Raw genomic sequence first — 25,499 nt, 5'->3', positions numbered from 1 at the left:
AAAACAGGAGGCATGACAAAAAAACAACAACAAAAACAAAACCACCAAACACACTATTGAGTTCTCAAACAACACCCATTTTCAGGCAACCCTGATACTGTACTCCATCGCAAAGGCACCGTCAAACCACACGATCCAATGCCCGAGAGCAGGTGTGCGTCGTATCTGCCAGCTACTGTACCCGCTCGATTTCCGCGCCGAGACTGGCCAGGTTCTCAACGAACAGCGGATAGCCGCGATCGATGTGAAAGACGTCGTGGACCTCGGTGTCGCCGTCGGCGACCAGACCCGCAAGCACCAGTCCCGCGCCGGCCCGGATGTCGGACGACCAGACCGGCGCACTCGATAGTTGAGGCAGTCCGCGCACGACGGCGTGGTGCCCGTCGGTGCGAGCGTCGGCACCCAGACGAATCATCTCCTCGACAAACCGGAACCGTGCCTCGAAGACGTTCTCGGTGATCATCGATGTGCCATCGGCGATCGACGCCAGCGCGATTGCCATCGGCTGCAGATCCGTCGGGAACCCGGGGAACGGCAAGGTCGCGACGTTGACGGCCTTTGGCCGCTCGTACTGAGTGACGCGGAAGCTGTAGTCGGTCTGGGTTACCGTGGCGCCGGCGTCGTGCAGCTTGTGCAGCACAACCTGGAGATGTGCCGGATCGATGCCGGTCACGGTGACGTCGCCGCGGGTCATCGCTGCGGCGATACCCCAGGTGGCGGCCACAATTCGATCGCCGATCACGCGATGCTCCGTCGGATACAGCCGCGGCACACCGGTGATCGTCATCGTCGGCGTGCCGGCGCCGCCGACCTGCGCACCCATCTGGTTCAACATCGTGCACAGGTCGACCACGTCGGGCTCGCGGGCCGCGTTGTGTATCGTCGTGACGCCCTCGGCCAGAACTGCGGCCATCAAGATGTTCTCGGTCGCTCCGACCGACGGGAACTCGAGCTGAATCTCCGCGCCGTGCAACGCATCTGCGTGGGCTACGACGCACCCGTGTTCGATATTGCAAACGGCGCCGAGCTGCCGCAGGCCGGCCTGGTGCATGTCCAGCGGACGCGAACCGATCGCGTCGCCACCCGGCAACGCGACCTTGGCTCGTCGGCACCGTCCCACCAGTGGCCCAAGTACGCAGACCGAGGCCCGGAACTGGCGCACCGCAGCGAAGTCGGCGTCGTATTTGGGTTCGTCCGGCGACGTGATGCGGACCGTCGCGTCGTCCAACTCGACGTTGGCCCCCAGGCCGCGCAACACCTCGGCCATCAATGGCACGTCCAGAATGTCGGGGCAATTGGTGATGGTGCTGGTGCCCTCGGCCAGCAATGCCGCGGCCATCAGCTTGAGAACGCTGTTTTTGGCTCCCCCAACAGCGACGTCGCCTGACAACCGACTCCCACCGGTTACCACGAAACGCTCGGTCACGGGGGCTAGTTTAGTGAAGCAGCATCGCCCTGTCAGTCAGCTAGGTACGTTCTTGGTCATGGCCGTACATCTGACCCGCATCTACACCCGGACCGGCGACGACGGGACGACCGGATTGAGCGACTTCTCGCGGATTTCCAAGAACGACACGCGATTGGTGGCGTATGCCGACTGCGACGAGACGAACGCAGCGATTGGCGCCGCGCTGGCCTTGGGCGCTCCGGATCAGCGAGTGGCTGACGTACTGCGACAGATCCAGAACGATTTGTTCGACGCCGGCGCGGATCTCTCGACGCCGGTCATCGAGAACCCGGAACATCCTCCGTTGCGTATCACGCAGGACTACGTCGACCGACTCGAAACCTGGTGCGACGATTTCAACGCGACCCTGCAGCCACTGACATCCTTTGTGCTGCCCGGTGGTTCGCCACTTTCGGCGCTGCTGCATGTTGCCCGCACGGTGGCGCGGCGCGCTGAGCGTTCGGCCTGGGAGGCAATCGATGAGCACCCGTCGGATGTCAGCCCGCTGCCGGCGAAATATCTGAATCGCCTGTCCGATTTGCTGTTCATCCTGTGCCGGGTGGTCAACGTCGACGGCGACGTGCTCTGGCAACCCGGCGGCGGACGAGCCGTCTAACCACTACGTGCTGCGGCGGCGCGCCCGCGGCGAGGGGCGTGACTCCAGCCACGACTGGAAAGCCGTCAAAGCGCCTCGGTCCAAGGCTATTTCGTAACCCAACTTGCGATCCTGCGCGACATCACGCAGCTCCAGCACGATGATCTCGTCGGTCATGATGTCGAACTCATCGCCACGTGGTGGGCGTCGCGAGACCACCTCAACGCCGCGCCTGTTGAGCTGACGATCGGGCCACAGCCGCACACTCGACAGTCGATAGAACGCGGCATACCTTCCGCGGTAACGGATTACGCCGTGACGCCAACCGTGGCCGCCTACCGCCGGTATGTCCCGCATGATTGCCGCGGTGCCGCCCTGACGGAGCTTCCACAGCCGATAGCTGAGCGCGACGACCGCCAGCCCCAGCACAGCTACGAGCACGACCATGACGGCCATGAGCGCGCTCATCGCTACGGCCCGTCAGTCGAGCGCGCCGACGGCACGCAGTCTGCCGCGTCCCCTGGCGGCGATGCGAGGATCGTCTGACTCCGAATCCTCTTTGGCCGCCGCCTCGTCGATCTCCGACGCGAATTGTGCAGACTCAGCAAGGATGCTGACGCTTTCCTCGGTGACCGACAAGAAACCACCTTCGACGGCGACCCGAAGGTCATCTTCGCCCGCACGCTCGACGCGAACCATGGCGTCATCGACCAGTTGGGCAACCAACGGAATGTGGCTGGGCAGAATGCCGATCTCCCCCACCGTGGTGCGCGTGAAGAGGAAGGTCGCCTCGCCCGACCAGATCTTCCGGTCGACGGCAACGATCTGCACGTTCAGCGCGGCCATCTCACACCTGCCCTTCCACGCTCAGCCTTCGCCGCCGGCACCAACACATCACAGCTTGGCGCCGAAGCTCTCGGCCTTCTTGGCCAGGTCGTCCAGACCGCCGATGAGGAAGAACGCCTGCTCGGGGATGTGGTCGAAATCGCCCTTGGCCAGCTTGTCGAACGCTTCGATGGTTTCCTTCAGCGGAACAGTCGAACCCGGCTGCCCGGTGAACTGCTCGGCGGCCATCATGTTCTGCGACAGGAACCGCTCGATCCGGCGTGCTCGGTTGACCTGCTGCTTGTCTTCTTCGGACAGCTCGTCGATACCCAGAATCGCAATGATGTCCTGAAGGTCCTTGTAGCGCTGCAGAATTCGGATGACCTCCTGCGCAACCCGGTAGTGCTCGTCGCCGACCACCGCGGGGTCCAGAATGGTGGAACTGGACGCCAACGGGTCAACCGCCGGGAAAATGCCCTTGGAGAACACATTTCGCGACAGTTCGGTGGTGGCGTCCAGGTGGGCGAATGTCGTTGCCGGCGCCGGATCGGTGTAGTCGTCGGCGGGCACGTACACGGCCTGCATCGAGGTGATGGACTTACCGCGGGTCGAGGTGATCCGCTCCTGCAGCTCACCCATCTCATCGGCCAACGTGGGCTGGTAGCCCACGGCCGACGGCATCCGACCCAGCAGCGTGGAGACTTCGGAACCGGCCTGGGTGAACCGAAAGATGTTATCGATGAACAGCAGCACGTCCTGGCCCTGTTCGTCGCGGAAGAACTCCGCCATCGTCAGCGCCGACAGAGCGACTCGCATACGCGTGCCGGGCGGCTCGTCCATCTGACCGAACACCAGCGCGGTGTCCTTGAGCACGTCGGCGTCCGCGAGCTCGACCCACAGGTCGTTACCCTCGCGGGTGCGCTCCCCGACGCCGGCGAATACCGAAGTACCACCGAAGTTTCGGGCGATGCGGTTGATCATCTCCTGGATCAGAACCGTCTTACCCACACCCGCACCGCCGAACAGCGCGATCTTTCCACCACGCACATAGGGCGTCAGCAGGTCGACGACCTTTAAGCCGGTCTCGAGCATCTCGGTGCGCGGCTCCAGCTGGTCGAAAGGCGGGGGCTTGCGGTGAATCGGCCAGTGGTCGAAGTCTTCTCCGTAGCCCGGCTCATCCAGGCAGTGGCCGAGCGCGTTGAACACGTGCCCCTTGACGCCATCGCCGACCGGCACCGAAATCCCTTTCCCGGTGTCGGTCACCTCGACGCCGCGGACCAGACCGTCGGTCGGCTGCATCGAGATGGCGCGAACCAGGTTGTCACCGAGGTGCTGGGCCACCTCCAGAGTCAACGTCTTCGCGAGTTCTTTGAACGTGACCTTCGCGTGCAGAGCGTTGAACAGCCCAGGCAACGAGCCACGCGGGAACTCGACGTCGACGACCGGTCCGGTGATGCGCACTACCCGGCCGTGGGTGTCGGCGTCCTTGGAGTTCGTCGACTTCTCAGTGGTAGCAGTCATGATCTTCTTCGCTTCCTGAATGGGCCTATTTGGCGTCGGCGAGCGCATTTGCGCCACCGACGATTTCGCTGATTTCCTGGGTGATCTGGGCCTGCCGCTCGCGGTTCGCCTCGAGCGTGAGCGACTTTATGAGGTCGTCGGCGTTGTCGCTCGCCGACTTCATCGCCCGCTGGCGCGAGGCCAGCTCTGATGCGGCTGAGTCGAGCAATGCCGCATACACGCGGGTGGTCAGATACCGCGGCAGCATCGCATCGAACAGCGTCGTCGCATCTGGCTCGAACGAGTACAGCGTCTTCGGCTCGTTGTCGTCCTCGACGTACTCCACGATCATCGGCGCGATGCGGTGCGCTCCGACCGACTGCGACATCAACGACTTGAATTCGGTGTAGACGATGTGCAATTCGTCGACGCCCGCATGCTCGTCGGAGTCGTCCTCGCCGCGGCCGGCCATGAATGCACTCACCAGCGACTCGGCCACTTTAACTGCGTCCTGGTAACTCGGCCGCTCCGAGAAGCCGGTCCACGACTCCTTGATGTCCCACTTGCGAAACTTGAAGTAGCCCTGCGCTTTACGCCCAACCGTGTACAGCACTGGCGTCTTGCCGTCTTCCCGCAATCGTGAGAACAGTTCCTCGGCTTTCCGGAAGGCGTTGGAGTTGTATGCGCCGCAGAGGCCTCGGTCCGATGACACCACCAGCACGCCAGCACGTTTCGGCGAGGGGTTCTCAACCAGCAGCGGATGGTCGAGAGCGGCCTCGGCCGCCAGCGTGGTGAGCACGCGGGTGAGCTCTTCGGAGTAGGGCCGGGCTTCGTGAAGCCGGGCCTGCGCCTTGCCGATGCGCGACGTCGCAATCATTTCCTGCGCCTTGGTGATCTTCTTGATCGCCCCGGCGGATCGAATGCGACCCCGCAGTTCGCGAAGTGTGGCAGCCATTTTCGATTACTTCTTCTTCTCCGGCGGTGCCGGCTTGTGCACCTGCACTGCTTCCTTCTCGACCTCGTCCGCGTTGAGGGCCTCGACATGCGCGTCGGGCACCACCGAGCCACCCCCGGTGGCCGCGAAGCCCTTCTTGAAGTCCTTGATCGCTTCGACCAGCTTGTTCTCGGTGTCTTCGCTGAGCTTCTGGCTGTCCTTGATGTCGGACAGGATGCCGTCGTCGGCTCCCCGCAGGTGGTCGAGGAACTCTGTCTCGAATCGGTGCACGTCTTCAGTGGGGACCGAGTCGAGGTGGCCACCGGTACCGAGGAAGATCGAAACCACCTGCTCCTCAACCGGTGCCGGCTGGTACTGCGGCTGCTTGAGCAACTCCACCAGCCGAGCACCCCGCTCCAGCTGCGCCTTCGACGTGGCGTCCAGGTCTGAGGCGAACGCCGCGAACGACTCCAGCTCGCGGAACTGCGACAGGTCCAGACGGAGACTTCCCGCCACCTCTTTCATGGCCTTGATCTGAGCCGCACCACCCACGCGGGACACCGACACACCGACGTTGATCGCGGGGCGAACACCCTGGTTGAACAAGTCGGACTCCAGGAAGCACTGACCGTCGGTGATCGAGATGACGTTGGTCGGGATGTAGGCCGAGATGTCGTTGGCCTTGGTCTCGATGACGGGCAGACCGGTCATCGAGCCGCCGCCGAGCTCGTCGGACAGCTTGGCGCAACGCTCCAGTAGCCGCGAGTGCAGGTAGAACACATCACCCGGGTAGGCCTCCCGACCCGGCGGGCGACGCAGCAGCAGCGAGATGGCGCGGTAGGCCTCGGCCTGTTTGCTCAAGTCGTCGAAGACGATGAGAACGTGCTTGCCGTTGTACATCCAGTGCTGGGCGATCGCCGAACCGGTGTAGGGCGCCAGCCATTTGAACCCGGCCGAATCGGACGCCGGGGCCGCGACGATGGTGGTGTAATCCATCGCACCACCCTCGTCGAGCGCACGCCGCACCGACGCGATCGTCGTGCCCTTCTGGCCGATGGCGACGTAGACGCAGCGCACCTGCTTCTTCTCGTCGCCGGTCTCCCAGTTCTGGCGCTGGTTCAGGATGGTGTCGACACACACCGCGGTCTTGCCGGTCTTGCGGTCGCCGATGATCAGCTGACGCTGGCCGCGACCGATCGGCGTCATGGCGTCGATGGCCTTGATGCCGGTCTGCAGCGGCTCGGAGACGCTCTGCCGCTGCACCACCGACGGCGCCTGAATCTCCAACGCGCGTCGGGTTTCTTCCTTGATGTCGCCCTGGCCGTCGATGGGCTCACCCAGCGGGTTGACCACGCGGCCCAGGAATTCGTCACCGACCGGGACCGAGAGGACCTCGCCGGTGCGCTTGACCTGCTGTCCCTGTGCGAGCTTTTCGAAGTCACCCAGGATCACCGTACCGACGCTGTGCTCGTCGAGGTTCAGCGCGACGCCGAGGACACCACCGGAGAACTCAAGGAGCTCCTGGGTCATCACCGACGGCAAACCCTCGACGTGGGCGATGCCGTCACCGGCATCCACGACGGTGCCAACCTCTTCTTTGGTGGTGTCGGAGCTGAACGAGCTTACGTATTCCTCGATCGCGCCCTGAATGTCGTCAGCCGAGATTGTCAACTCTGCCATGGCTTTTCGTTCTTCCTGCTTGTCGATGGTGTTTCGTCGGTAGGGGTCAGTCGGGCAACTGGCTTTGGGCCGCGGCGAGACGGGACGCAAGCGTGCCGTCGATGATTTCGTCGCCGACCGAAATGGCGAGCCCGCCGAGCAGCTCTGGGTCGATGGAAACCTGTGCTGTCACCGGGTGGCCGTAGATCCGGCTCAGCACCTCGGTGAGGCGGGTGTGCTGATCGTCGCTGAGGTCGGCTGCCGCGCTCACCTGCGCGACGATTTCGCCACGTCGAGCCACCGCTACTTTGACCAGGCTCTGCACGGCCTCCTCGGCCGGCTGCCCACGAAGCAACTCGACCGTCTTGGCGAGCAGTTCGGTCGTGACCGAGTTGACGTCGGCGCCCGCGTTTCCGAGGACGTTGCGCAGCAACTGAACTCGGCTCTCCGCCGGCACTTCGTAGTCGGCCAGCAAGATGGCCAGGCGTGGCTGGGTGTCGAGAATGCGGGAGAACCGGAACAACTGGTCTTCCACCTCGTCGAGCTGCCCGGCCCGTTCGGCGCGAATCAGCAGGGCCTGCCGCGCCACCAGCTCGATCGCGTCGATCAGATCGGTCTCGGCTGACCAGCGTTCGGAGACCGCCGTCTTGGCCACCTCGAGCGCGGGCTGACCAACCTTGCCCGACACCAGCCGCTCGAGCAGTCGGACTCGCGGCTTGGCATCCTCGGCCGGCTGCGTCAGGTAGCGGGTGACCACGGTCTCCCGATTCAGCAGCGCCGCAACCGACGCCAGATCATCGGCGAGCTTCGAGACCCCGTGGTCGTCCAGGCCGTCGGCGATCCCGCCGAACGTGTCCAGCAGATGCGTCAGAGCCAGCCGACTGGCCGAACGCATCTTCGTGGCGACGGGATGCTGGACGTCGGCCGTCGAGGACGACATTGCTTCGAGATCGTCCAGGTAGCGGTCCACAGTCGCCGACTGCTGGGCCGGGTCGGCGACGTATCCACGCACCAACTCGCCTGCCCGGTGCACAGATTCGGCACCGATGTCCTGGCGCAGCTGCCGGATCAACTGCGCTCGCAACAGCTCCCCTTGCTTGGCGCCCTGCGCCTTGATCCGCTCGGCATCACTGTCGGCTTGAGCACGCAGTTGTTCGGCGATGCGTTTCGCATCGGCCTGCGCCTCCTTGGTCAGCCGCCGCGCCTCGGCGTCGGCGTCTTCCTTCGCCTTGGCGTGGGCACGGCTGGCCGCCGCCAGCCGATCAGCGGCGGCCGCAGAGTCCGCCAATTGCCGGCGCACCGCGTCTTGCTGGTCGGCCATCATCTTGCGCACCGGCGGGACGACGTAGCGCCAGACCAGCAAGATGATGACGGCGAAACCGACGAGCTGCCCTATGAATGTTGACATTTCGTGCTTACCGCTCCGCACCTGAGGCCGAGACCGAGGTTCTGATCTCGGCGCCGAGGATGCGGCTCGCCAGCGTGGTGGAAATGCTCTCCACCCGGGTGCGAAGGTCCGCAGCCACGGCGTCACCCTCCCGCTTGAGTTGCTCGGCAGCGTCTTGCAGCATCGAGGAAACCTGCTCCTCGGCCTGTCCACGCTTTTCGTCGACGACCTTGCGGCCCTCTGCCCGAGCCTCGTCGCGAGCCGCCGATGCCGTAACCCGAGCGGCGGACATCGCCTTCTCGTAGTCATCCTGCGCAGCAGCGAACTGCTCGGCCGATTTCTTGTTGTCTGCAGCCGTCTTGGTGATCATGTTGTCGCGCTCTTTGAGCACCTTCGAGATCGGCGGGACCACGAAGGTACCGATCACGCCGAGCACGATCAAGAAGATGATCAGCACGACGAAGAAGGTGCCGTTAGGCATGAGGAAGTTGCCCTCAGCCTGGCTGGCCGCCGCCAGAACCACAGCGCTCATGTCACCCATCTCGACTGGTTACTTGACCGGAGTGGCGAAGACGAACAGCGCCATGAAGGCCAAGTTGATGAAGTAGGCAGCCTCAACCAGACCGACCGTGATGAAGAACGGCACGAACAGCCGTCCTTGCGCCTCGGGCTGGCGGGCGATGCCGGCGATCAGCGCGTTACCGGCGACACCGTCACCGATACCGGCGCCGATCGCGCCACCGGCCATGATCAGTCCACCGCCGATGAGGGCGCCGGCGGCGATTGTGGGGTTCATTGCTTATCCTCCTTGATGTTTGGTAGCGGTCTACCAAGTCTGTGGTGGTGGAGCCAGGACGTCTTAATGGTGGTCTTCCTCCAGTTCCATCGACTGGCTGAAGTACAAGATAGTCAGCAGCGCAAAGATGAACGCCTGAATCGCGCCGACGAACAGGTCGAATGCCTTCCAGATCGCGTTGGGCGCCCACAACACGTACGGCGGGAAGAGCGCGATCAGTGCGACCAGGATGCCACCGGCGAAGATGTTGCCAAAAAGTCGGAGCGACAACGAGATCGGCTTGGCGAGTTCTTCGACCACGTTGATCGGCATGAAGATCACGCCGACGACCGGGGACAGGTTGCCCCAGACGTGGCCCTTGAGGACCTTGACGGGATAGCCGATGGGGCCGGCCCGCCAGATGCCGGCCAGGTGGTAACAGATGAACACGAACAACGCCAAAGCCAGCACGTAGTTGATGTCCGAGGCCGGCGGCGCGAAGAGTTCCCTGGGAGCCTCATCGGCCGCGTGGGTGTATTGCATCGGCAGCACCGACAGCCAGTTCGAAATCAGGATGTAGACGAAGAGGGTGACGGCCAGCGGCAATACGAAGGGCGCGATGCGCATTCCGATCGCGGCCTCGATCTGGTTGCGCATCTGGACGGTGATCGCCTCGAAGAACAACTGCACCCCGCCGGGGACGCCACTCGAGGTGATCTTGGCGCGCAGGAAGAAGGCCAGCCCGATCACGATGAGGGCGGCAATCCCCGAGGACATCACCGTGTCGACGTTGACCGTCAGACCGAACCAGTCGGCGGTGTCGTGATGGCCGACCTCGATGGCAGCCTCGGCCAGCAACATCTCAGTCATTGCCGTATCCCCCCCGTCCCTTCAGTACCGTCAGCAGCCCCGCTGCGCAGCGTCTTCCACACCGGCAGCGCGGTCGACAGCACCAGCATTACCTGGAAGAGCGCAAGCCCGAACACCACGCCAAGCCCGGCGGGGCGGAACACGAACGCGATAGCCAAACCGATCGTGGTGATCAGAAGCAGTCGTGTTGCGGAGTTTGCCGCCATCTTCTTTTTCAGCGGGTGCTCCTCGGCGGTGATCGCCGCGACCGAACGTTGCACACCGAGCGCGTTGAGCAAACCCAGCAAAAGCCCCACACCGAAGAAAACGCCGACCATCGGATTGCCGAGTGAGGCAGCGATGGCGACCGCGACGGCGGTCAGCACGACCGATATTGCGAAGAGCCGAACAGGCCGGAACGCAAGGGACGGGAACACCAACGGCGCGTCCTGCGCTGGTGTGGTCACTGCAGCACCTCGGTCCTCGTTCGGGGGGAGTTTTGTGTTACTTGTGGCGTGGCCCGTTGAGCGTATCGGAGCGCTTTCACCGCACTCGCACTACCCAAGGGACCGCTCCCCTTTGTCGGTCGTTGGACGGCAGGATCGGAGCTGACTCCGACTGCCGGTGGCCGGCAACCCGCGAGGTTGATTCGGGTTCTACCAGCACTTTATCACATCGACGGAGACTCTACTACTCCCCGTCGTAGACGTCGTCGCGACGCCGGAGCAGCGGAATCAGCGTCGCGACAATCGCGATCGCGATCGCGCCCAACATCACAGCGGCGGTATCGCGCGGATTGAAGAAAATGGTGCTTGCCGTGCCGAAAGCCACGATGCCTCCCCAGCAGTAGATCAACAACACCACCCGGCGATGAGAATGACCGATCTGCAGCAGGCGGTGATGCAGGTGCATCTTGTCGGGGCTGAACGCGCTCTGCCCGGCTCGGGTACGACGCACGATCGCGAGCAGCAAGTCGAGCATCGGCAGCCACATGACCGCCACGACGATGAGGAACGGCGACAGCAGGGCAAACACATCGCGCGCGCCGTACGCGTTCTGCGAGATGGGTCCCGCGGCGGTCGTCGACGCCGCGGCCAGCATCAGACCGATCAGCATCGAACCGGAATCGCCCATGAAAATCTTGGCCGGATGAAAGTTGTGCGGCAGAAAACCCAGGCACGCTCCGGCCAGCACCACCGAGATCACCGCGGGCGGGTAGAACAGCACGTCGCCGCCGTGGTCGCGGAGTAGCCCGACCGAGAACATGCAGATCGCCAGCGCGGTGATGAGTCCCAGCCCGGCGGCCAGCCCGTCGAGTCCGTCGACGAAGTTCATCGCGTTGACGATCGACACGGTCAGGGCCAGCGTGAGCAGAATCGACGACGCCTGGTCGAGCACGATCGTGCCCACTCCACCCAAGGGGATATAGAGAACGCTCCAGGCGACGCCCATCGTGACCAGCACGCTGGCCGCGGTGATCTGACCGGCGAATTTCGTCAGCGCATCCAAACCCCAGCGGTCGTCGATCAGACCTATGCCCATGATCAGCCCGCCCGCCAGCACCACCGCGGGCATGCCCGTCGAATAGACGAAACCGCGGGTGAGCGCGGGCAGCTGCGACGCCAGGAACACCGCGGCGACCACACCGATGTACATTGCCAGGCCGCCCATCCTCGGCGTCGGCGTCACATGCACATCACGCTCGCGCGGATACGCCACCGCGCCGAACCGGGTTGCCAGCGCCCGCACCGGTCCGGTCACGAAGTAGGTGATGATCGCGGCGCTCAGTCCCACGAGTGCGAGTTCGCGCAGCGGGACGCCGGCACCGCGATCGGCCAAGGCGAGCAGACCGCCAGCGAGGTTGTCGGCACCGCTGACCATCCGCAAAACCGTACTGCACCGCCCTGAGATCGAATTGAGCTGCCTGGCCGGTCAGCCGGCCAGACTTTCGGCGTCGACGCCGAGGACTGCGGCGATACGTTCGGCGCTGATCGGGCCGGATCGCAAGATGCGCGGCTCCGGTGCGGTCAAGTCCAGGATGGTCGAGGCGGCCTGCCGGGCCGACGGGCCAGCGCTGAGGTAGACGTCGACGAGATCGCCCAACTGCTCGCGAGCGTTGTCGGCGTCCACTGCCGGCGGCCGGCCGGAGACGTTGGCGCTGGACACCGCCATCGGCCCGACCTCGCGCAGCAGTTCGATGGCGACCGGATGCAGGGGCATGCGCAGCATCACCGTGCCGCGAGCGTCGCCGAGATCCCACAGCACCGACGGCGCCTGCCGGACCACCAGGCTCAGCGCGCCGGGCCAGAACGCGCGGACCAGGTTGCGCATCGACGTGGACACCGACATCGCCAGGCCGTCGATGGTGTGCCACGAGCCGACCAGCACCGGCACCGGCATGTCACGGCCCCGGCCCTTGGCGGCCAGCAACGCGGCCACCGCTGTGCTGTTGAACGCATCGGCGCCCACCCCGTACACGGTGTCGGTCGGAAGGACGACCAGACCGCCGTTTTTCACCGCGGCGGCAGCCGATGTGATTGCGCGCGAACGCTGTTCGGGTTCCGCGCAGTCGAAGGTCTCGCTCATGAGCTGCCACCGCGCCTGCGGGCCGTGACGAACCGGGGCCGCCCGGTGAGATCGCAACGTGGCACGATATCTTCGAAAAATGCTGTGCTGTAGATTAATTCAAAGGTCAGCGCGGACGTCGTGTCGTCATGCTCGACGGCAAAAAGACCCCTGGGGCATAGCACCCGTTGGGCGAGTTCGACGATCGCGGTGATGACCGTCATACCGTCCGCTCCGCCGAACACCGCGTGGGGCGGATCGTGGTCGAGCACTTCCGGGTCGAGCTCAGCGCCGTCCGGAACGTAGGGCGGGTTGGACACCAGCAGATCGACCTGCCCGTTCAGCCGGCTCAGCACGCCGGGCGCGGTGACGTCAGCGTGCACTAATTCCACTCCACCATCGTCGGCGTTGATGCGCGCATACTCCAGAGCCGCATCGGAGTCGTCGACGCCGATCACCCTGGCGTCAGGCCAATGTCGCGCCAAACCGAGCGCCAGCGACCCCGCCCCCGTGCAGAGGTCGACGATCACCGGGGCGGCTGGAAGGCGTTGCGCGGTAGCCCATTCCAGCATCGCCTCGGTTTCTGGGCGAGGGATGAAGACACCGGGACCGACGGACAGCGTCAGCGGCCCGAAGGCGGCCGTGCCGATCAGATACTGCAAAGGCACGCGTCGCGACCGCTGGGCGATCGCGGCGGTATAGCGGTCGAAGAATCCGTCGTCAGGTGTGGCGAGCAACGCCAGTCGACCACGCTCGGAGCCGACCAGATGCGCGGCCAATTCCTCTGCGTCGTAGCGGGCCGAGTCGATGCCTGCTTCTGCGAGCAGCGTTGTCGCCGAGTCGATCGCGCTACGCAGTCGGGTGATCATGCCTGCTGCAGCCGGGCTTGCTTGTCGGCGGCGGCCAGCGCGTCGAAGAGTGCATCCAGGTCGCCGTCGAGGACCTGATCGAGGTTGTGCGACTTGAAATTGATCCGGTGGTCGGCAATCCGGTTTTCCGGGAAGTTGTAGGTGCGGATGCGTTCGCTGCGGTCCACGGTGCGGATCTGGTTGGCGCGGTCGGCCGATGCGTCGGCCTGCGCCTGCTCTTCGGCCAACGCTTGCAGCCGAGCCGCAAGCACCAGCATGGCACGGGCTTTGTTCTGCAGTTGTGACCGCTCGTTTTGACAAGTGACGACAATTCCGGTGGGCAGGTGGGTGATTCGCACCGCGGAGTCAGTGGTGTTGACGCCTTGGCCGCCTTTCCCAGACGATCGGTAGACGTCGACACGCAGATCGGAATCGTCGATCTGCACCTCGCCCACTTCTTCGGGCTCGGGATACACCAACACGCCGGCAGCCGAAGTATGCACGCGGCCCTGGGATTCGGTGACCGGCACCCGTTGCACGCGATGCACTCCGCCTTCGAATTTCAGCCGCGACCAGACGCCGTCCAGGGAGGAACCGTCGCTTGCCCGTTTAGCAATCGTCAGCGTCGCATCCTTGTAGCCGCCCAAGTCCGAATGGGTCTCGTCCAGCACCGTCACGGTCCAGCCATGTCGTTCCGCGTAGCGAATGTACATCCGGGCCAGGTCGGCGGCGAAGAGCGCCGATTCTTCGCCGCCCTCACCGGATTTGACCTCGAGCACTACGTCGTCGGCATCGTGCGGGTCGCGCGGCGCCAGCATGTCGGAAAGCTTGGTCTCTAACGCGTCGACGCGGGTCTCCAGTTCGGTGACCTCGTCGGCGAACGACGGGTCGTCGGCGGCCAATTCGAGCGCGGTCTCCAGATCGTCGCGCGCCGAGGTGAGTTGGCGGTAAGCCGCCACGATCGGGGCCAGTTGCGCGAATCGGCGCCCGACTTTGCGTGCGTTGGACGCATCGGCGTGCAACTCCGGGTCGGACAGCTTTTTCTCGAGGTCGGCATGCTCGGCCACCAGCGCGTCAATCGCCTGTCCGCCTTGCGTCATGCTCACCTCTTCGCTGGACTCTCTCCCACCCATGAAACGACGCCCGTCCTGCGCGATTGTCGCGACAGTCCGGGCGTCGATCGTGCTACTTGTCGGCCGAAGCTTCCGTGTCGGCGCTGGCCTTGCGCTTGCCGTAGCGCTTCTCGAACCGGGCAACGCGGCCACCGCTGTCCAGAATCTTCTGCTTACCGGTGTAGAACGGATGGCACTGCGAGCAGACCTCGACCACGATATGGCCGTTCTCCTTGGTGCTACGCGTCTGGAAAGTATTGCCGCAACCGCAGACCACGGTGGTCTCGCGGTACGCGGGATGGATGTCAGCTTTCATGGTGTCCTCTTCATTCGTAGGCCGCCGGGTCGCCGGATCGTGCGATGGATCAGACGTGAACCGGAACCGTAACTTCGGCTGCTCATTATGCCAGTTCAGCCACTACGGCCCTAAACGCCCGGGATGGCCCGGGCATTCCCGCGGCGCCGGTCGCCCTAACCCGGGCTGACCTGGGCCTCGGCCGAACACTCGACGACGCCATAGCGAGTGTCGCGTCCGTCCCGAGTCCACAGCAAGCCCCCGTCAGGGGCCCTCCCCTGCGCGCTGAGTTGCCGTTTGAGGACCTTATTGGTGGCGGTGGTGGGCAGCTTGTCGGTGATCCAGACGTGCCGCGGCCATGCTTTCGGCGACAGATCGGGCTGGGCGGCCAGAAATTCGCTGAACTCCCCCGGCAACAATTCGGCGCCCTCGACCAGCACCAGCGCGGCCATTACCTGGTCGCCGACCTGCTGATCGGGTACCGCGTAGACGGCGACCTGGCTGACTGCGGGCAACCGCTGCAGGATGCGCTCGATGGGCGCGGTGGTCATGTTCTCGCCGTCGACCCGCAGCCAGTCGCCGTTTCGCCCGGCGAAGTAGATCCAGCCATCGGCGTCGCGGTAGGCCAGGTCGCCCGACCAGAACATGCCGTTGCGCAGCCACGCGTCGGTGGCGTCCTTGTCGTTGTAGTAGCCGGCGAACAAGCCGGCGCCGGTGGTGTTGACCAGTTCGCCGATCGCTTCGTCGGGGTTGATCAGCGCGCCAGCTTCGTCGAAGCGCGCCATCGCGCACTCGGCTAGCGTGTCGGAGTTGTAGATGCCGACGCCCGGAAAGCCTCGTCCCAGTGCGCCGGGCGGGCAGCCGTCTTCGCGGGTGATGATGATCGCGCCTTCGCTGGAGCCGAAACCGTCCCAGACCGTGCAGTCGAAACGCCGGCTGAATTCCGCGATGTCACGGTCGCTGGCCTCGTTGCCGAATGCGACCCGCAGCGGGTTGTCCGCGTCGTCGGGCTGTTCGGGGGTAGCCAGCACGTAAGCCAGCGGCTTTCCGACGTAGTTCATATAGGTCGCGCCGTAGCGGCGTAGGTCGGGCAGCAGACGCGATGCCGAGAAGGCGGCCGGCGCCATCGCCGCACCGGAGCCGACGGCCACGCTCCACCCGGCGAGTAGCGCGTTGGAGTGGAACAGCGGCATCGACAGGTAGCAGACGCCGGACGAGTCGATCTCGAAGCGGCCGATCAGGTTGGTGCCGGCAAAGATAACGGTCAAGTGGGTGATCTGCACGGCCTTCGGCTCGCCACTGGTTCCCGAGGTGAAAATCATCATCAGCGTGTCGGTGGGTGCCACCTCGCGATGCGGCACCAGCGGCCCGACCGACGCGATCAGAGCCGACCACGCGTCGCTGCTTAGGTCGATCACGCGAACGCCGGGCAGATCCAGGCCGTCGAGCAGCGCCCGGTGGGCCGGATCGGTGAGCAGGATCTGACAGTCGGCGCGTACGACGTCGTTGGCCAGCGCCGCGCCGCGACGGGTGTCGTTGATGCCGCACAGCACGTAGCCGCCGAGCGCCGCCGCGGCCATCGCGGTGAGCATGTCCGGGGTGTTGCCCAGTAGCGCGCCGACGTGCAGCGGGCGCTCGGGGTCGGCGATACCGATCAGTGCGGCAGCAGTTGCCGAGGCGTCAGCGAGGTGTTCACGCCAGGTCCACACCCGGTCTTCGTATTTGACCGCAGGCGTGGAGTCGTCACTACGTTCGCGAAGCAGTTGCTGAATAGTGTCCGCCACGGCTAACCCGCCCTCAGAGTCGGTATCCGACAGGCGGAGGCTACCGCCGCGGCGTAGACCGCAAAGCGGGAAGGGCGCTGTTGCTCGACTGAGTCGGTGTGCTAACCGGCTCGGGCTGATGTGCCCGGCTCCTCAACACCCCGCTCCGGCCCGCATCGTCACCGGTCAGTCATTGTCCATGCCCGGTGTCGTCTTGGACACCTGGACCAGGAACTCGTAGTTGTTCTTGGTCTTTCGCAACTGCGACATCAGCAGGTCGATGGCCTGGTGGGAGTCCAGACCCGACAGCACGCGACGCAGCTTGTGCACGACGCTGAACTCGTCTGGCGAGAGCAGCAATTCGTCCTTACGCGTACCCGAGGGGTTCACGTCGACAGCCGGGAACACCCGACGCTCGGAGATCTTGCGGTCAAGCTTGAGCTCCGCGTTACCCGTGCCCTTGAACTCCTCGAAAATAACTGTGTCACCGGTCGATCCAGTCTCGACCATCGCGGTGGCGATGATCGTCAACGATCCGCCGCCCTCGATGTTGCGCGCCGCGCCGAGGAAGCGTTTCGGCGGGTAGAGCGCCGTCGAGTCGACACCACCGGACAGGATGCGGCCCGACGCCGGCGACGCGTTGTTGTACGCGCGGCCCAGCCGGGTGATCGAGTCAAGCAGCACGACAACATCTTTGTCCTGTTCGACCAGTCGCTTGGCGCGCTCGATGGCCAACTCGGCGACCGCCGTGTGATCGGTCGGCGGGCGGTCGAACGTCGAGGCGATGACCTCGCCCTTGACCGAACGCGCCATGTCGGTGACCTCTTCAGGCCGCTCGTCGACGAGCACAACCATCAGGTGGCATTCCGGGTTGTTCTTGGTGATCGCGTTGGCGATGGCCTGCAGGATCATCGTCTTACCGGCCTTGGGCGGCGACACGATCAGCGCGCGCTGGCCCTTTCCGATCGGCATGATCAGGTCGATGACCCGGGTGGTCAGCACGTCGGCACTGGTCTCCAGGCGCAGTCGCTGGTTGGGGTACAACGGTGTCAGCTTGGAGAAATCGGGGCGGTTCTTGGCGTCTTCGACCGGCCCGCCGTTCACGGTGTCCAAGCGCACCAGCGGGTTGAACTTCTGCCGCGGATTCTTGTCGCCGCCTTCGCCGTCCCTGGGAACCCGCACCGCGCCGGTCACCGCGTCGCCGCGGCGTAAGCCGTTCTTGCGCACCATATTCATCGAGACGTAGACGTCATGCGGACCGGCGAGGTAGCCGGAGGTGCGCACGAAGGCGTAATTGTCGAGGACGTCGAGGATGCCGGCCACCGGCTGGATGACGTCGTCCTCGCGCAGTTCGGTGTCGCCACCGCCGCCGCCCTCCCCGGAGCGCTCACCGCGGCGCCGACGTTCGCGGAACCGACGGCCGCGGCGGCCGCCGCGGCCGTCCCCGTCGTCGTCGTTCTGGTTGTTCTGGTTGTTCTGGTTGTTCTGGTTGTTCTGGTTGTTCTGGCCACCACGGTTCTGTTGTCCGCCGGAGCCCTGCTGGTCGCCCTTGGTTGAATCCTTGTCGGCGTCGCGGTCGTCCGACTTGTTGTCCTGATCGCGGGCAGGCTTGTCGTTGCCGTTGCGCTGCTTCTTTTCGGGCCGGTCGTGCTGCTCCACCGGGTGGTTGTCGTCGGCCGATTCGCTGCGGTGGTTGGCGGTCTCGGTGGCGTGGTTGTCGGATTCGCCTTTGCCGCCGTCGGCCGACGCGCCGTTGGAATGGCCGCCCTGGCGGCTTTCCCGGATCGCGGCGATCAGTTCGCTCTTGCGCATTCCTGAGGCGCCTTTGACGCCGGACCGGTTGGCCAACGCGCGCAGTTCGGGGAGCACCATGGTGGTCAGCGGGACATCCGACGCGCTCGAGTGGGCGTCGTTTTCGCTGGAGGTGTCGGGGGTCACGGGATTGGGCAGCTTGTCGTTTTCAGTGCTGCCACCAGACGTAACGAGGTCCGTATCGGTCACGGATTTCCTTTCTCTCCCTCGCTGATCGAATCAAGCCAGGGGTTCGTTGCATTCAGCCAATTCGCCGAGTGCTGCCAAAGATCGACCCTGCAACGGTGATTGCCAAGATTGGCGATGCAAAATGGCGAACCATCGTCCATGAGAAGAATTTGGTATTAGTCCTAGTGGTCGCGCAATGTCTGCGCATGATGCAGATGACTGCGATAGCCGGACGGCTCCGAGGATAACCTTCTTCGATGCCGGAAGCAAGGAAGACCGAAGATGACCCCTTCATGGCGCCTGGAGACGCTAGCTGGGGACTACCAGCCCAGAACTCCAGCGTACGCCGTCACCGGCCGTCATCTCGCTGACCACAAAGCCGTTCCCGGCCGCGTAGTCCAGCACCTCGGTGGGCAGTTGGGACGCTGTGCTCAGTGCGATAACCGCCGGTCCGGCGCCGGAAAGCACAGCTGCCACGTTGTGACGGCGCAGTAGCTGCAAGTATTCCGCCGATGCCGGCATCGCGGGCGCCCGGTGTGGCTGGTGGAGCACGTCCTCGGTGGCCGCCATCAGCAGGTCAGGCCGCTCGGTCAGGGCCACCACCAGCAGCGCCGCACGGCTGACATTGAAGCGCGCGTCCTCGTGGCTGACCTGCGCCGGCAGCAGGACCCGGGCCTCCGCCGTCGACGAGCGCTGCACGGGAATCGCCGGAAACAGGCGAATGTCGGGATGCAGCCGCACCTGCGCCGCGAAATAAGCGGGCGCGCCCGCGCCGGCGTCGGTCCACGACACGGCGGCGCCGCCCAGTACCGCGGCAGCCGCGTTGTCGGGATGCCCTTCAAACTCCGAGGACAACTGGATCAGCTGGGGCTGGCTTAACGGCGTCAAGCCCGCTTGCACGAGAAGCCCGTTGACCGCGGCAAGGCCGCCGACGACAGCCGCGGCGGACGAGCCGAGCCCGCGGGAATGCGGAATGGCGTTGCGGCACCGAACTTTCAAGCCAGATGCGCTGACACCGGCGGCCTTCAGCCCGTACTGGACGGCACGCACGACGAGATGGCCGGCATCGAGCTCCAGTTCCCCGGCGCCCTGCCCCTCAACCTCGACGACCAGACCGGAATCTGTTGTCTCGACCACGATTTCGTCGTAGAGGCTGAGCGCCAGCCCGAGGCTGTCGAAGCCCGGACCCAGGTTGGCGCTGGAGGCAGGGACGATCGAACTGCCCAGCAGCCCGGAAGCCAGCACTAGGCCAGCCCCAGCTTGGCGACAACCGCGACGGGATCGACCGGAACCGGCTCCACGGTCGGCATGTCGCGCAACGCGGTGTCGGGGTCCTTGAGCCCGTTGCCGGTCACCGTGCAGACCACGGTCGATCCCGGCTTGACCCAACCGTCCGCGACGGATTTGAGCAATCCGGCGATGCTGGCCGCCGATGCCGGCTCCACGAACACCCCTTCAGTGGCGGCTACCAGGTGATACGCCGCGAGGATCTGGTCGTCGGTGGCGGCCAGAAAGCGCCCGTTGGACTGCTCCTGCGCGGCGACGGCCGGCCCCCACGACGCGGGCGATCCGATCCGGATCGCGGTGGCAATGGTCTCGGGGTTTTTCACCGGCTCGCCGGAAACGAGCGGCGCCGCGCCGGCGGCCTGGGTGCCGAGCATGCGGGGAAGCGTGTCGATCATCCCGTCCGCGTGATACTCGGTGTAGCCCTTCCAGTAGGCGGTGATGTTGCCCGCGTTGCCCACCGGCAGGGCGTGAATGTCGGGCGCATACCCCAGCACGTCGACTATTTCGAACGCCGCGGTCTTCTGCCCTTCGATGCGGACCGGGTTGACGGAGTTGACCAATGCGATCGTCGGGAAGTCCGCGACGATCTTGCGGGCCAGCTCCAGGCAGTCGTCGAAGTTACCGTCGACCTGAATGATCTTGGCGCCGTGCATGACAGCCTGCGCGAGCTTGCCCATCGCAATTTTGCCCTGCGGGATGAGCACCGCGCAGGTGATGCCGGCGCGGGCGGCGTAGGCCGCCGCCGACGCCGACGTGTTGCCCGTCGACGCACACAGCACCGCCTGCTGCCCGCGGGCCACCGCGTCGGTGACGGCCATCGTCATCCCGCGGTCCTTGAACGAGCCAGTGGGGTTGAGCCCCTCGACCTTCAGGTGAACCGTGCAACCGATCTTCTCCGAGAGCCGGGGCGCCGAAATCAACGGCGTGCCGCCTTCGAACAGGGTGACCGGCGTCCAGTTGTCTCCCACCGGCAACCGATCCCGGTATGCCTCGATCAGGCCCGGCCATTGCCGATGCACGGCCGCCTTGGACGAACTCATGCGTTGGTTCCTTCCAGCCGCAGGACGCTGGCCACACCCTGCACCACATCCAATTCGGCCAGCGCGGCAACGGTTTCGGACAGCGCGGCGTCGGTCGCGGTATGGGTGACCACCACCACACGGGCTCCGATGCGCCGCCCGCCCTCGCCGACCACGCCCTCCTGGCGGACTTCGGCGATGCTGACTTCCCGCTTAGCGAACTCAGCTGCGACGGTGGCCAATACGCCCGGCTTGTCGGCGACGTCCATGCTGACGTAATAGCGGGTGAGGATCACGCCCATCGGGGCGATAGAGAGTTGGGCGTACTTCGACTCTTTGGGCGCTCGGCTGCCGAGCACCCGGTTGCGGGCTGCCATCACCAGGTCGCCGGTCACAGCCGACGCGGTCGGCGCTCCACCGGCACCCTGCCCGTAGAACATCAGCCGACCGGCGGCCTCCGCCTCGACCACGACGGCATTGAAGGCGCCGTTGACGGTGGCGAGTGGGTGCTCCAGCGGCACCAAGGCGGGATACACCCGAGCCGAAACCCGTTGTTGCCCATCGTCTCCTGCGATCCTCTCGCAGATCGACAGCAGCTTGATAGTGCAGCCGAGAGCCCGCGCGGACGCGAAGTCAGCCGGGCTGATCTTCGTGATGCCTTCGCGGTAGACGTCGTCGGCGGTGACACGGGTGTGGAACGCGATGGACGCCAGGATCGCGGTCTTGGCTGCGGCGTCGAAGCCCTCCACGTCGGCAGTCGGGTCGGCTTCGGCGTAGCCGAACGCGCTCGCGTCGGCAAGCGCCGTTTCGTAGTCGGCGCCGGTGCTGTCCATTTCGGACAGGATGTAGTTGGTGGTGCCGTTGACGATGCCGGCCACCCGTTGCACGGTGTCGCCGGCCAGCGACTGGGTCAGCGGGCGGATCACCGGAATGGCACCGGCGACCGCGGCCTCGAAGTAAAGGTCGACATGGGCGTTCTCGGCGGCCTGCGCCAGCTCGTCGGTGGCGATTGACAACAGTGCCTTGTTGGCCGTCACCACGGATTTGCCGTGCTCCAGCGCTGACAGGATCGCCTTGCGCGACGGCTCGACCGGCCCCATCACCTCGACGACGATGTCGACGTCGTCGCGCGAAACCAGCGCGTCGACGTCGTCGGTGAGCAGGTCGGCCGACACACCGCGGTCGCCGGCCACCCGGCGGACAGCGATACCCCGCAGCACCAGCGGCGCACCGATGCGGGCGGCGAGGTCGTCGGCGCTGTCCTCGATGATGCGAACAACCTCACTGCCCACGTTGCCCAGTCCCAATACCGCTACGCCGACCGGCTTTTCATCAGTGCTCATGCGCGCCGCTCACCTCACTTCCAGACTCAGCAGATCGTCGATCGTCTCCCTGCGCAGGATCAGACGGGACTCTCCAGCGCGCACGGCCACCACTGCGGGGCGGCCGATCAAGTTGTAACGACTCGACAGCGAATAGCAGTAGGCACCGGTCGCCGCGACCGCGACCAGGTCACCGGGCGCGATGTCATCCGGCACCCAGGTATCGCGGACGACGATGTCGCCGCTCTCGCAATGCTTTCCGACGACACGGGCCAGCGTCGGCTTGGCCTCGGTGGCGCGGGACACCAAACGGATGTCGTAATCGGCGCCGTACAGGGAGGTGCGGATGTTGTCGCTCATGCCGCCGTCCACGCTGACGTAGCGCCGATGCGCCGTCGCGCTGACCCCGACGTCTTTGACGGTGCCGACCTCGTAGAGCGTGATCGTTCCCGGCCCGGCGATCGCGCGCCCGGGTTCGACGACCAGTCGCGGAACCGGCAGGCCCACCGCCGCGGACTCGATCCGCACGATGTCGCTGAGCTTGTCGGCGAGTTCGTCCACCGGCGGCGGGTCATCGTTGGGGAGATACGAAATACCAAGGCCACCACCGAGATCAACGGTGGCGATCTGCGCAGTCTTGTCGACGCCGAACTCAGCGACCAGGTCGCGCAGCAGGCCGATCACCCGGTGTGCGGCGATCTCGAAGCCGCCGACGTCGAAGATCTGCGAGCCAATGTGGCTGTGCAGGCCGACCAGTCGGAGGTGGTCGGTGGCGAACACCCGCCGAATCGCGGCCATCGCGGCACCGTTGGCCAGTGATAGTCCGAACTTCTGGTCCTCGTGCGCGGTGGAGATGAATTCGTGGGTGTGCGCCTCGACGCCAACGGTGACACGGACCAGGACGTCCTGGACGACGCCAGCTTCCCCCGCGACGGCGTCCAGGCGCTCGATTTCGATCATCGAGTCCACCACCACGTGGGCAATCCCGGATTTGACCGCGGCGGTCAGTTCGGCGACCGACTTGTTGTTGCCGTGCAACGCGATTCGCTCCGGCGGAAAATCGGCATGCAGCGCGACCGCCAGTTCGCCGCCGGTGCAGACATCCAGCGACAGACCCTCTTCGTCGATCCAGCGCGCGATCTCACTGGACAGGAAGGCCTTTCCGGCATAGTGCACGTTGACGCCGCCACCGAATGCGGCGGCGATCTCGCGGCAGCGTGACCGGAAGTCGTCCTCGTCGATGACGAACAGCGGCGTGCCGTAGTCATGGGCGAGCGACTGCAGCGCGACCCCGGCAATGCTGACGGCGCCGTCGTCGTTGCGAACGGCGTTGCGTGGCCAGACATTCGGTGCTAGCTGCAGCAGTTCCTCGGCCGACCCCGGGCACGGCGGTACACCGCTGTGGCGGAAATCTTCGGCGTGCCGCGGGCCGGCGGGGTGCGCGTTCACATTCGCTCCGGAGCGCTCACGCCGAGGATGGCCAACCCGTTGGCGATGACTTGGCGGGTCGCCTGGCACAGCGCCAGACGCGCTGTGTGCAGGGCGCCTGTTTCCTCGTCGCCCTGCGGCAACACCCGACAGGCGTCGTAGAATCGGTGGTAATCGCCGGCCAGGTCTTCGAGGTAGCGACAGACCCGGTGTGGTTCACGCAAGGAAGCCGCGGCTTTCAGCACCCTCGGGAACTCGCCGAGACTGCGAATCAGCGCGCCTTCCTTGTCGTGGGTGAGCAACTCGAGGTGGCCGGTGTCGGCGATCAGGCCGAGATCGGCGGCGTTGCGGGCCAGCGCGGAGAGCCGTGCGTGCGCGTATTGCACATAGTAGACCGGGTTTTCGCTCGACGCCGATGACCACAGCGCGAGATCGATGTCAATCGGAGTGTCCACCGAGGAGCGGATCAGGCTGTAGCGCGCGGCGTCCACGCCGATCGCCTCGACCAGGTCGTCGAGGGTGATCACGGTGCCGGCTCGCTTGCTCATCTTCACCGGTTGGCCGTCGCGGACCAGGTTGACCATCTGGCCGATGAGCACCTCGACGGTGCCCGGCTTGTCGCCGAACGCCAAGGCGGCGGCCTTGAGCCGGGAGATGTAGCCATGGTGGTCAGCGCCGAGCATGTAGATGCACAGGTCGAAACCGCGACTCCGCTTGTCCAGGTAGTAGGCGAGATCGCCCGCGATGTAGGCGTGCTTGCCGTCGCTCTTGATCACGACGCGATCTTTGTCGTCGCCAAAAGCGCTGGTGCGCAACCAGGTTGCGCCGTCTTTTTCGTAGATGTTGCCGTTCGCGCGCAACCGCTCGATGGCTTGCTCGACGCGGCCGCTGCTGTGCATCGACTCTTCGTGGGTGAAAATGTCGAAGTCGGTGCCGAATTCGTGCAGCGATTTCCTGATGTGGTTGAACATCAAGTCGACGCCGATTCGCCGGAAGGTCTCGTGTTGCTCGGCGGCGGGCTGGCTCAGGGCCTCCGGTGCCTGCTGCAGAACTTGGGCGGCGATGTCGGCGATGTAGTCGCCCGCGTAGCCGTCTTCCGGGGTGGGCTCGCCCCTGGCCGCGGCGAGCAGCGAGTTGGCGAATCGGTCGATCTGTGCACCGTGGTCGTTGAAGTAGTACTCACGGACCACGTCGGCGCCTTGGGTGGTGAGCAGGCGGCCCAGCGCATCGCCGACCGCCGCCCACCGGGTGCCACCGATGTGGATCGGGCCGGTCGGGTTGGCCGAGACGAACTCGAGGTTGATCTTGTGACCGGCCTCGGCGTCGGAGTTGCCGTAGGTGTGGCCGGCGTCGATGACGTTGTTGACGATCAAGCCCTGCGCCGAAGCATCAAGTCGCAGGTTGATGAAACCCGGCCCGGCGATCTCCGCGGAGGCGATGCCGTCGGCCTTGGCCAGCGCGTCGGCGAGCCATCCGGCCAGCTCACGGGGGTTGGCACCGACCTTCTTGGCGAGCTGTAAAGCCACATTGCTGGCGTAGTCGCCGTGCTCGGGATTGCGGGGCCGCTCGACGGTGACCGCCGACGGCAGCGCGGAGGTGTCGAACCCATGCTGGGTCAACACCGCCGTCGCGGTGGCCTTCAGCAGCTCGGCCAAATCAGCGGGATTCACGCAGATCATCCTATGGGCTGAGGTCCTCAGGCTTCGAATCCATTCCGATGCTCAGCCCAGCTCGGTGATGCGTTAGTCTGTCGAGGCCCATCGGCGCAGCATTTCTCGCGTGCGCCCCCGTAGCTCAGGGGATAGAGCGTCTGCCTCCGGAGCAGAAGGCCGCAGGTTCGAATCCTGCCGGGGGCACAGTTATCTGACCAGTTGACGAATCCTTACTGGCAGCTGCCGGGTGGCGCCGG

The 25,499-nt window shown here is 65.2% G+C and carries 24 protein-coding genes and 1 tRNA gene; 2 read left to right on the top strand and 23 right to left on the bottom strand.

What is annotated here, in order from left to right:
• Positions 1-172 precede the first annotated feature (172 nt).
• Positions 173-1,426 carry a UDP-N-acetylglucosamine 1-carboxyvinyltransferase gene (murA, locus tag ABDV69_RS15240; RefSeq protein ID WP_343575797.1) on the bottom strand — a complete coding sequence of 418 codons (1,254 nt, stop codon included), beginning with the start codon at positions 1,424-1,426 and terminating at the stop codon, positions 173-175.
• Positions 1,427-1,484: 58 nt separating this feature from the next.
• On the opposite strand from murA, the gene ABDV69_RS15235 reads away from it, so the two are divergent.
• Positions 1,485-2,063 (top strand): cob(I)yrinic acid a,c-diamide adenosyltransferase, encoded by a 579-nt coding sequence (locus tag ABDV69_RS15235; RefSeq protein ID WP_343575794.1) that lies wholly within the window; start codon positions 1,485-1,487, stop codon positions 2,061-2,063.
• Between the two features lie 3 nt (positions 2,064-2,066).
• On the opposite strand, the gene ABDV69_RS15230 is transcribed toward ABDV69_RS15235, so the two are convergent.
• From ABDV69_RS15230 to argS, 22 genes are all read right to left on the bottom strand, one after another.
• Positions 2,067-2,510 carry a DUF2550 domain-containing protein gene (locus ABDV69_RS15230; RefSeq protein WP_343575792.1) on the bottom strand — a complete coding sequence of 148 codons (444 nt, stop codon included), beginning with the start codon at positions 2,508-2,510 and terminating at the stop codon, positions 2,067-2,069.
• Positions 2,511-2,522: 12 nt separating this feature from the next.
• The gene (locus tag ABDV69_RS15225; protein WP_343575790.1) at positions 2,523-2,888 is read right to left on the bottom strand and encodes a F0F1 ATP synthase subunit epsilon; all 366 of its coding nucleotides are present in this window, start codon (positions 2,886-2,888) and stop codon (positions 2,523-2,525) included.
• Positions 2,889-2,936: 48 nt separating this feature from the next.
• Positions 2,937-4,388 (bottom strand): F0F1 ATP synthase subunit beta, encoded by a 1,452-nt coding sequence (gene atpD, locus ABDV69_RS15220; protein ID WP_343575788.1) that lies wholly within the window; start codon positions 4,386-4,388, stop codon positions 2,937-2,939.
• Between the two features lie 25 nt (positions 4,389-4,413).
• Positions 4,414-5,322 carry a F0F1 ATP synthase subunit gamma gene (locus ABDV69_RS15215; protein WP_343575786.1) on the bottom strand — a complete coding sequence of 303 codons (909 nt, stop codon included), beginning with the start codon at positions 5,320-5,322 and terminating at the stop codon, positions 4,414-4,416.
• A 6-nt stretch (positions 5,323-5,328) separates the two neighbouring features.
• Positions 5,329-6,981: a F0F1 ATP synthase subunit alpha gene (gene atpA, locus ABDV69_RS15210; RefSeq protein WP_343575784.1), complete on the bottom strand. Its 1,653-nt coding sequence runs from the start codon at positions 6,979-6,981 to the stop codon at positions 5,329-5,331.
• A gap of 46 nt (positions 6,982-7,027) precedes the next feature.
• On the bottom strand, positions 7,028-8,368 hold the full coding sequence (locus tag ABDV69_RS15205; RefSeq protein WP_343575781.1) for a F0F1 ATP synthase subunit B/delta: 1,341 nt from the start codon (positions 8,366-8,368) through the stop codon (positions 7,028-7,030).
• Between the two features lie 7 nt (positions 8,369-8,375).
• Positions 8,376-8,888 (bottom strand): F0F1 ATP synthase subunit B, encoded by a 513-nt coding sequence (locus ABDV69_RS15200; RefSeq protein ID WP_343575778.1) that lies wholly within the window; start codon positions 8,886-8,888, stop codon positions 8,376-8,378.
• A 9-nt stretch (positions 8,889-8,897) separates the two neighbouring features.
• Entirely contained in the window at positions 8,898-9,143 is a 246-nt protein-coding gene (locus ABDV69_RS15195) for a F0F1 ATP synthase subunit C (RefSeq protein WP_067329468.1), read from the bottom strand.
• A 63-nt stretch (positions 9,144-9,206) separates the two neighbouring features.
• Positions 9,207-9,992, bottom strand: a complete 786-nt coding sequence (gene atpB / locus ABDV69_RS15190; RefSeq protein ID WP_343575772.1) for a F0F1 ATP synthase subunit A — start codon at positions 9,990-9,992, stop codon at positions 9,207-9,209.
• Positions 9,989-10,438, bottom strand: coding sequence for an ATP synthase subunit I (locus tag ABDV69_RS15185; protein WP_343575770.1), 450 nt, complete (start codon positions 10,436-10,438; stop codon positions 9,989-9,991). The genes atpB and ABDV69_RS15185 overlap by 4 nt, the downstream gene beginning before the upstream one ends.
• Before the next feature lie 223 nt (positions 10,439-10,661).
• Positions 10,662-11,852 (bottom strand): MraY family glycosyltransferase, encoded by a 1,191-nt coding sequence (locus ABDV69_RS15180; protein ID WP_343575767.1) that lies wholly within the window; start codon positions 11,850-11,852, stop codon positions 10,662-10,664.
• A gap of 51 nt (positions 11,853-11,903) precedes the next feature.
• The gene (locus ABDV69_RS15175; protein WP_343575765.1) at positions 11,904-12,557 is read right to left on the bottom strand and encodes an L-threonylcarbamoyladenylate synthase; all 654 of its coding nucleotides are present in this window, start codon (positions 12,555-12,557) and stop codon (positions 11,904-11,906) included.
• A complete protein-coding gene (prmC, locus tag ABDV69_RS15170) occupies positions 12,554-13,405 on the bottom strand; it encodes a peptide chain release factor N(5)-glutamine methyltransferase (protein WP_343575762.1) in 852 nt (283 codons plus the stop codon). Before prmC ends, ABDV69_RS15175 begins: the two co-directional genes overlap by 4 nt.
• Positions 13,402-14,484 carry a peptide chain release factor 1 gene (gene prfA / locus ABDV69_RS15165; RefSeq protein WP_343575759.1) on the bottom strand — a complete coding sequence of 361 codons (1,083 nt, stop codon included), beginning with the start codon at positions 14,482-14,484 and terminating at the stop codon, positions 13,402-13,404. The genes prmC and prfA overlap by 4 nt, the downstream gene beginning before the upstream one ends.
• Positions 14,485-14,569: 85 nt before the next feature.
• Positions 14,570-14,812, bottom strand: coding sequence for a 50S ribosomal protein L31 (rpmE, locus tag ABDV69_RS15160; RefSeq protein WP_343575756.1), 243 nt, complete (start codon positions 14,810-14,812; stop codon positions 14,570-14,572).
• A 155-nt stretch (positions 14,813-14,967) separates the two neighbouring features.
• On the bottom strand, positions 14,968-16,575 hold the full coding sequence (fadD1, locus tag ABDV69_RS15155) for a fatty-acid--CoA ligase FadD1 (RefSeq protein ID WP_343575754.1): 1,608 nt from the start codon (positions 16,573-16,575) through the stop codon (positions 14,968-14,970).
• A gap of 165 nt (positions 16,576-16,740) precedes the next feature.
• Positions 16,741-18,555, bottom strand: coding sequence for a transcription termination factor Rho (gene rho / locus ABDV69_RS15150; protein WP_343575752.1), 1,815 nt, complete (start codon positions 18,553-18,555; stop codon positions 16,741-16,743).
• Positions 18,556-18,843: 288 nt separating this feature from the next.
• A complete protein-coding gene (gene thrB, locus ABDV69_RS15145; protein ID WP_343575750.1) occupies positions 18,844-19,779 on the bottom strand; it encodes a homoserine kinase in 936 nt (311 codons plus the stop codon).
• Positions 19,779-20,861, bottom strand: coding sequence for a threonine synthase (gene thrC, locus ABDV69_RS15140; protein WP_343575748.1), 1,083 nt, complete (start codon positions 20,859-20,861; stop codon positions 19,779-19,781). The genes thrB and thrC overlap by 1 nt, the downstream gene beginning before the upstream one ends.
• On the bottom strand, positions 20,858-22,183 hold the full coding sequence (locus tag ABDV69_RS15135; protein WP_343575747.1) for a homoserine dehydrogenase: 1,326 nt from the start codon (positions 22,181-22,183) through the stop codon (positions 20,858-20,860). Before ABDV69_RS15135 ends, thrC begins: the two co-directional genes overlap by 4 nt.
• Before the next feature lie 9 nt (positions 22,184-22,192).
• The gene (gene lysA / locus ABDV69_RS15130; protein ID WP_343575800.1) at positions 22,193-23,527 is read right to left on the bottom strand and encodes a diaminopimelate decarboxylase; all 1,335 of its coding nucleotides are present in this window, start codon (positions 23,525-23,527) and stop codon (positions 22,193-22,195) included.
• 80 nt (positions 23,528-23,607) lie between these two features.
• Complete coding sequence (argS, locus tag ABDV69_RS15125) at positions 23,608-25,260, bottom strand: arginine--tRNA ligase (RefSeq protein ID WP_343575745.1); 1,653 nt, start codon at positions 25,258-25,260, stop codon at positions 23,608-23,610.
• 113 nt (positions 25,261-25,373) lie between these two features.
• Between argS and ABDV69_RS15120 the strand changes: the two genes are divergently transcribed.
• Positions 25,374-25,446: transfer RNA gene (locus ABDV69_RS15120), tRNA-Arg, on the top strand.
• Positions 25,447-25,499 lie beyond the last annotated feature (53 nt).

The organism is Mycobacterium sp., from assembly GCF_039583785.1.
Lineage (GTDB): Bacteria > Actinomycetota > Actinomycetes > Mycobacteriales > Mycobacteriaceae > Mycobacterium.
The sequence above is the reverse complement of the archived record's forward strand: the minus strand, read 5'-3'. Positions and strand labels throughout refer to the sequence as shown.

Excerpts from the sequence above, each read along its gene's own strand:
- ABDV69_RS15215 (WP_343575786.1), bottom strand. The coding sequence starts at position 5,322 with ATGGCTGCCACACTTCGCGAACTGCGGGGTCGCATTCGATCCGCCGGG.
- ABDV69_RS15195 (WP_067329468.1), bottom strand. The coding sequence starts at position 9,143 with ATGAACCCCACAATCGCCGCCGGCGCCCTCATCGGCGGTGGACTGATC.
- atpB (WP_343575772.1), bottom strand. The coding sequence starts at position 9,992 with ATGACTGAGATGTTGCTGGCCGAGGCTGCCATCGAGGTCGGCCATCAC.
- ABDV69_RS15135 (WP_343575747.1), bottom strand. The coding sequence starts at position 22,183 with ATGAGCACTGATGAAAAGCCGGTCGGCGTAGCGGTATTGGGACTGGGC.
- ABDV69_RS15225 (WP_343575790.1), bottom strand. The coding sequence starts at position 2,888 with ATGGCCGCGCTGAACGTGCAGATCGTTGCCGTCGACCGGAAGATCTGG.
- prfA (WP_343575759.1), bottom strand. The coding sequence starts at position 14,484 with ATGACGCAAGGCGGACAGGCGATTGACGCGCTGGTGGCCGAGCATGCC.
- ABDV69_RS15205 (WP_343575781.1), bottom strand. The coding sequence starts at position 8,368 with ATGTCAACATTCATAGGGCAGCTCGTCGGTTTCGCCGTCATCATCTTG.
- thrC (WP_343575748.1), bottom strand. The coding sequence starts at position 20,861 with ATGAGTTCGTCCAAGGCGGCCGTGCATCGGCAATGGCCGGGCCTGATC.
- ABDV69_RS15175 (WP_343575765.1), bottom strand. The coding sequence starts at position 12,557 with ATGAGCGAGACCTTCGACTGCGCGGAACCCGAACAGCGTTCGCGCGCA.
- atpD (WP_343575788.1), bottom strand. The coding sequence starts at position 4,388 with ATGACTGCTACCACTGAGAAGTCGACGAACTCCAAGGACGCCGACACC.
- rpmE (WP_343575756.1), bottom strand. The coding sequence starts at position 14,812 with ATGAAAGCTGACATCCATCCCGCGTACCGCGAGACCACCGTGGTCTGC.
- ABDV69_RS15235 (WP_343575794.1), top strand. The coding sequence starts at position 1,485 with ATGGCCGTACATCTGACCCGCATCTACACCCGGACCGGCGACGACGGG.
- ABDV69_RS15180 (WP_343575767.1), bottom strand. The coding sequence starts at position 11,852 with ATGGTCAGCGGTGCCGACAACCTCGCTGGCGGTCTGCTCGCCTTGGCC.
- atpA (WP_343575784.1), bottom strand. The coding sequence starts at position 6,981 with ATGGCAGAGTTGACAATCTCGGCTGACGACATTCAGGGCGCGATCGAG.
- ABDV69_RS15200 (WP_343575778.1), bottom strand. The coding sequence starts at position 8,888 with ATGGGTGACATGAGCGCTGTGGTTCTGGCGGCGGCCAGCCAGGCTGAG.
- prmC (WP_343575762.1), bottom strand. The coding sequence starts at position 13,405 with ATGATCACCCGACTGCGTAGCGCGATCGACTCGGCGACAACGCTGCTC.
- ABDV69_RS15230 (WP_343575792.1), bottom strand. The coding sequence starts at position 2,510 with ATGAGCGCGCTCATGGCCGTCATGGTCGTGCTCGTAGCTGTGCTGGGG.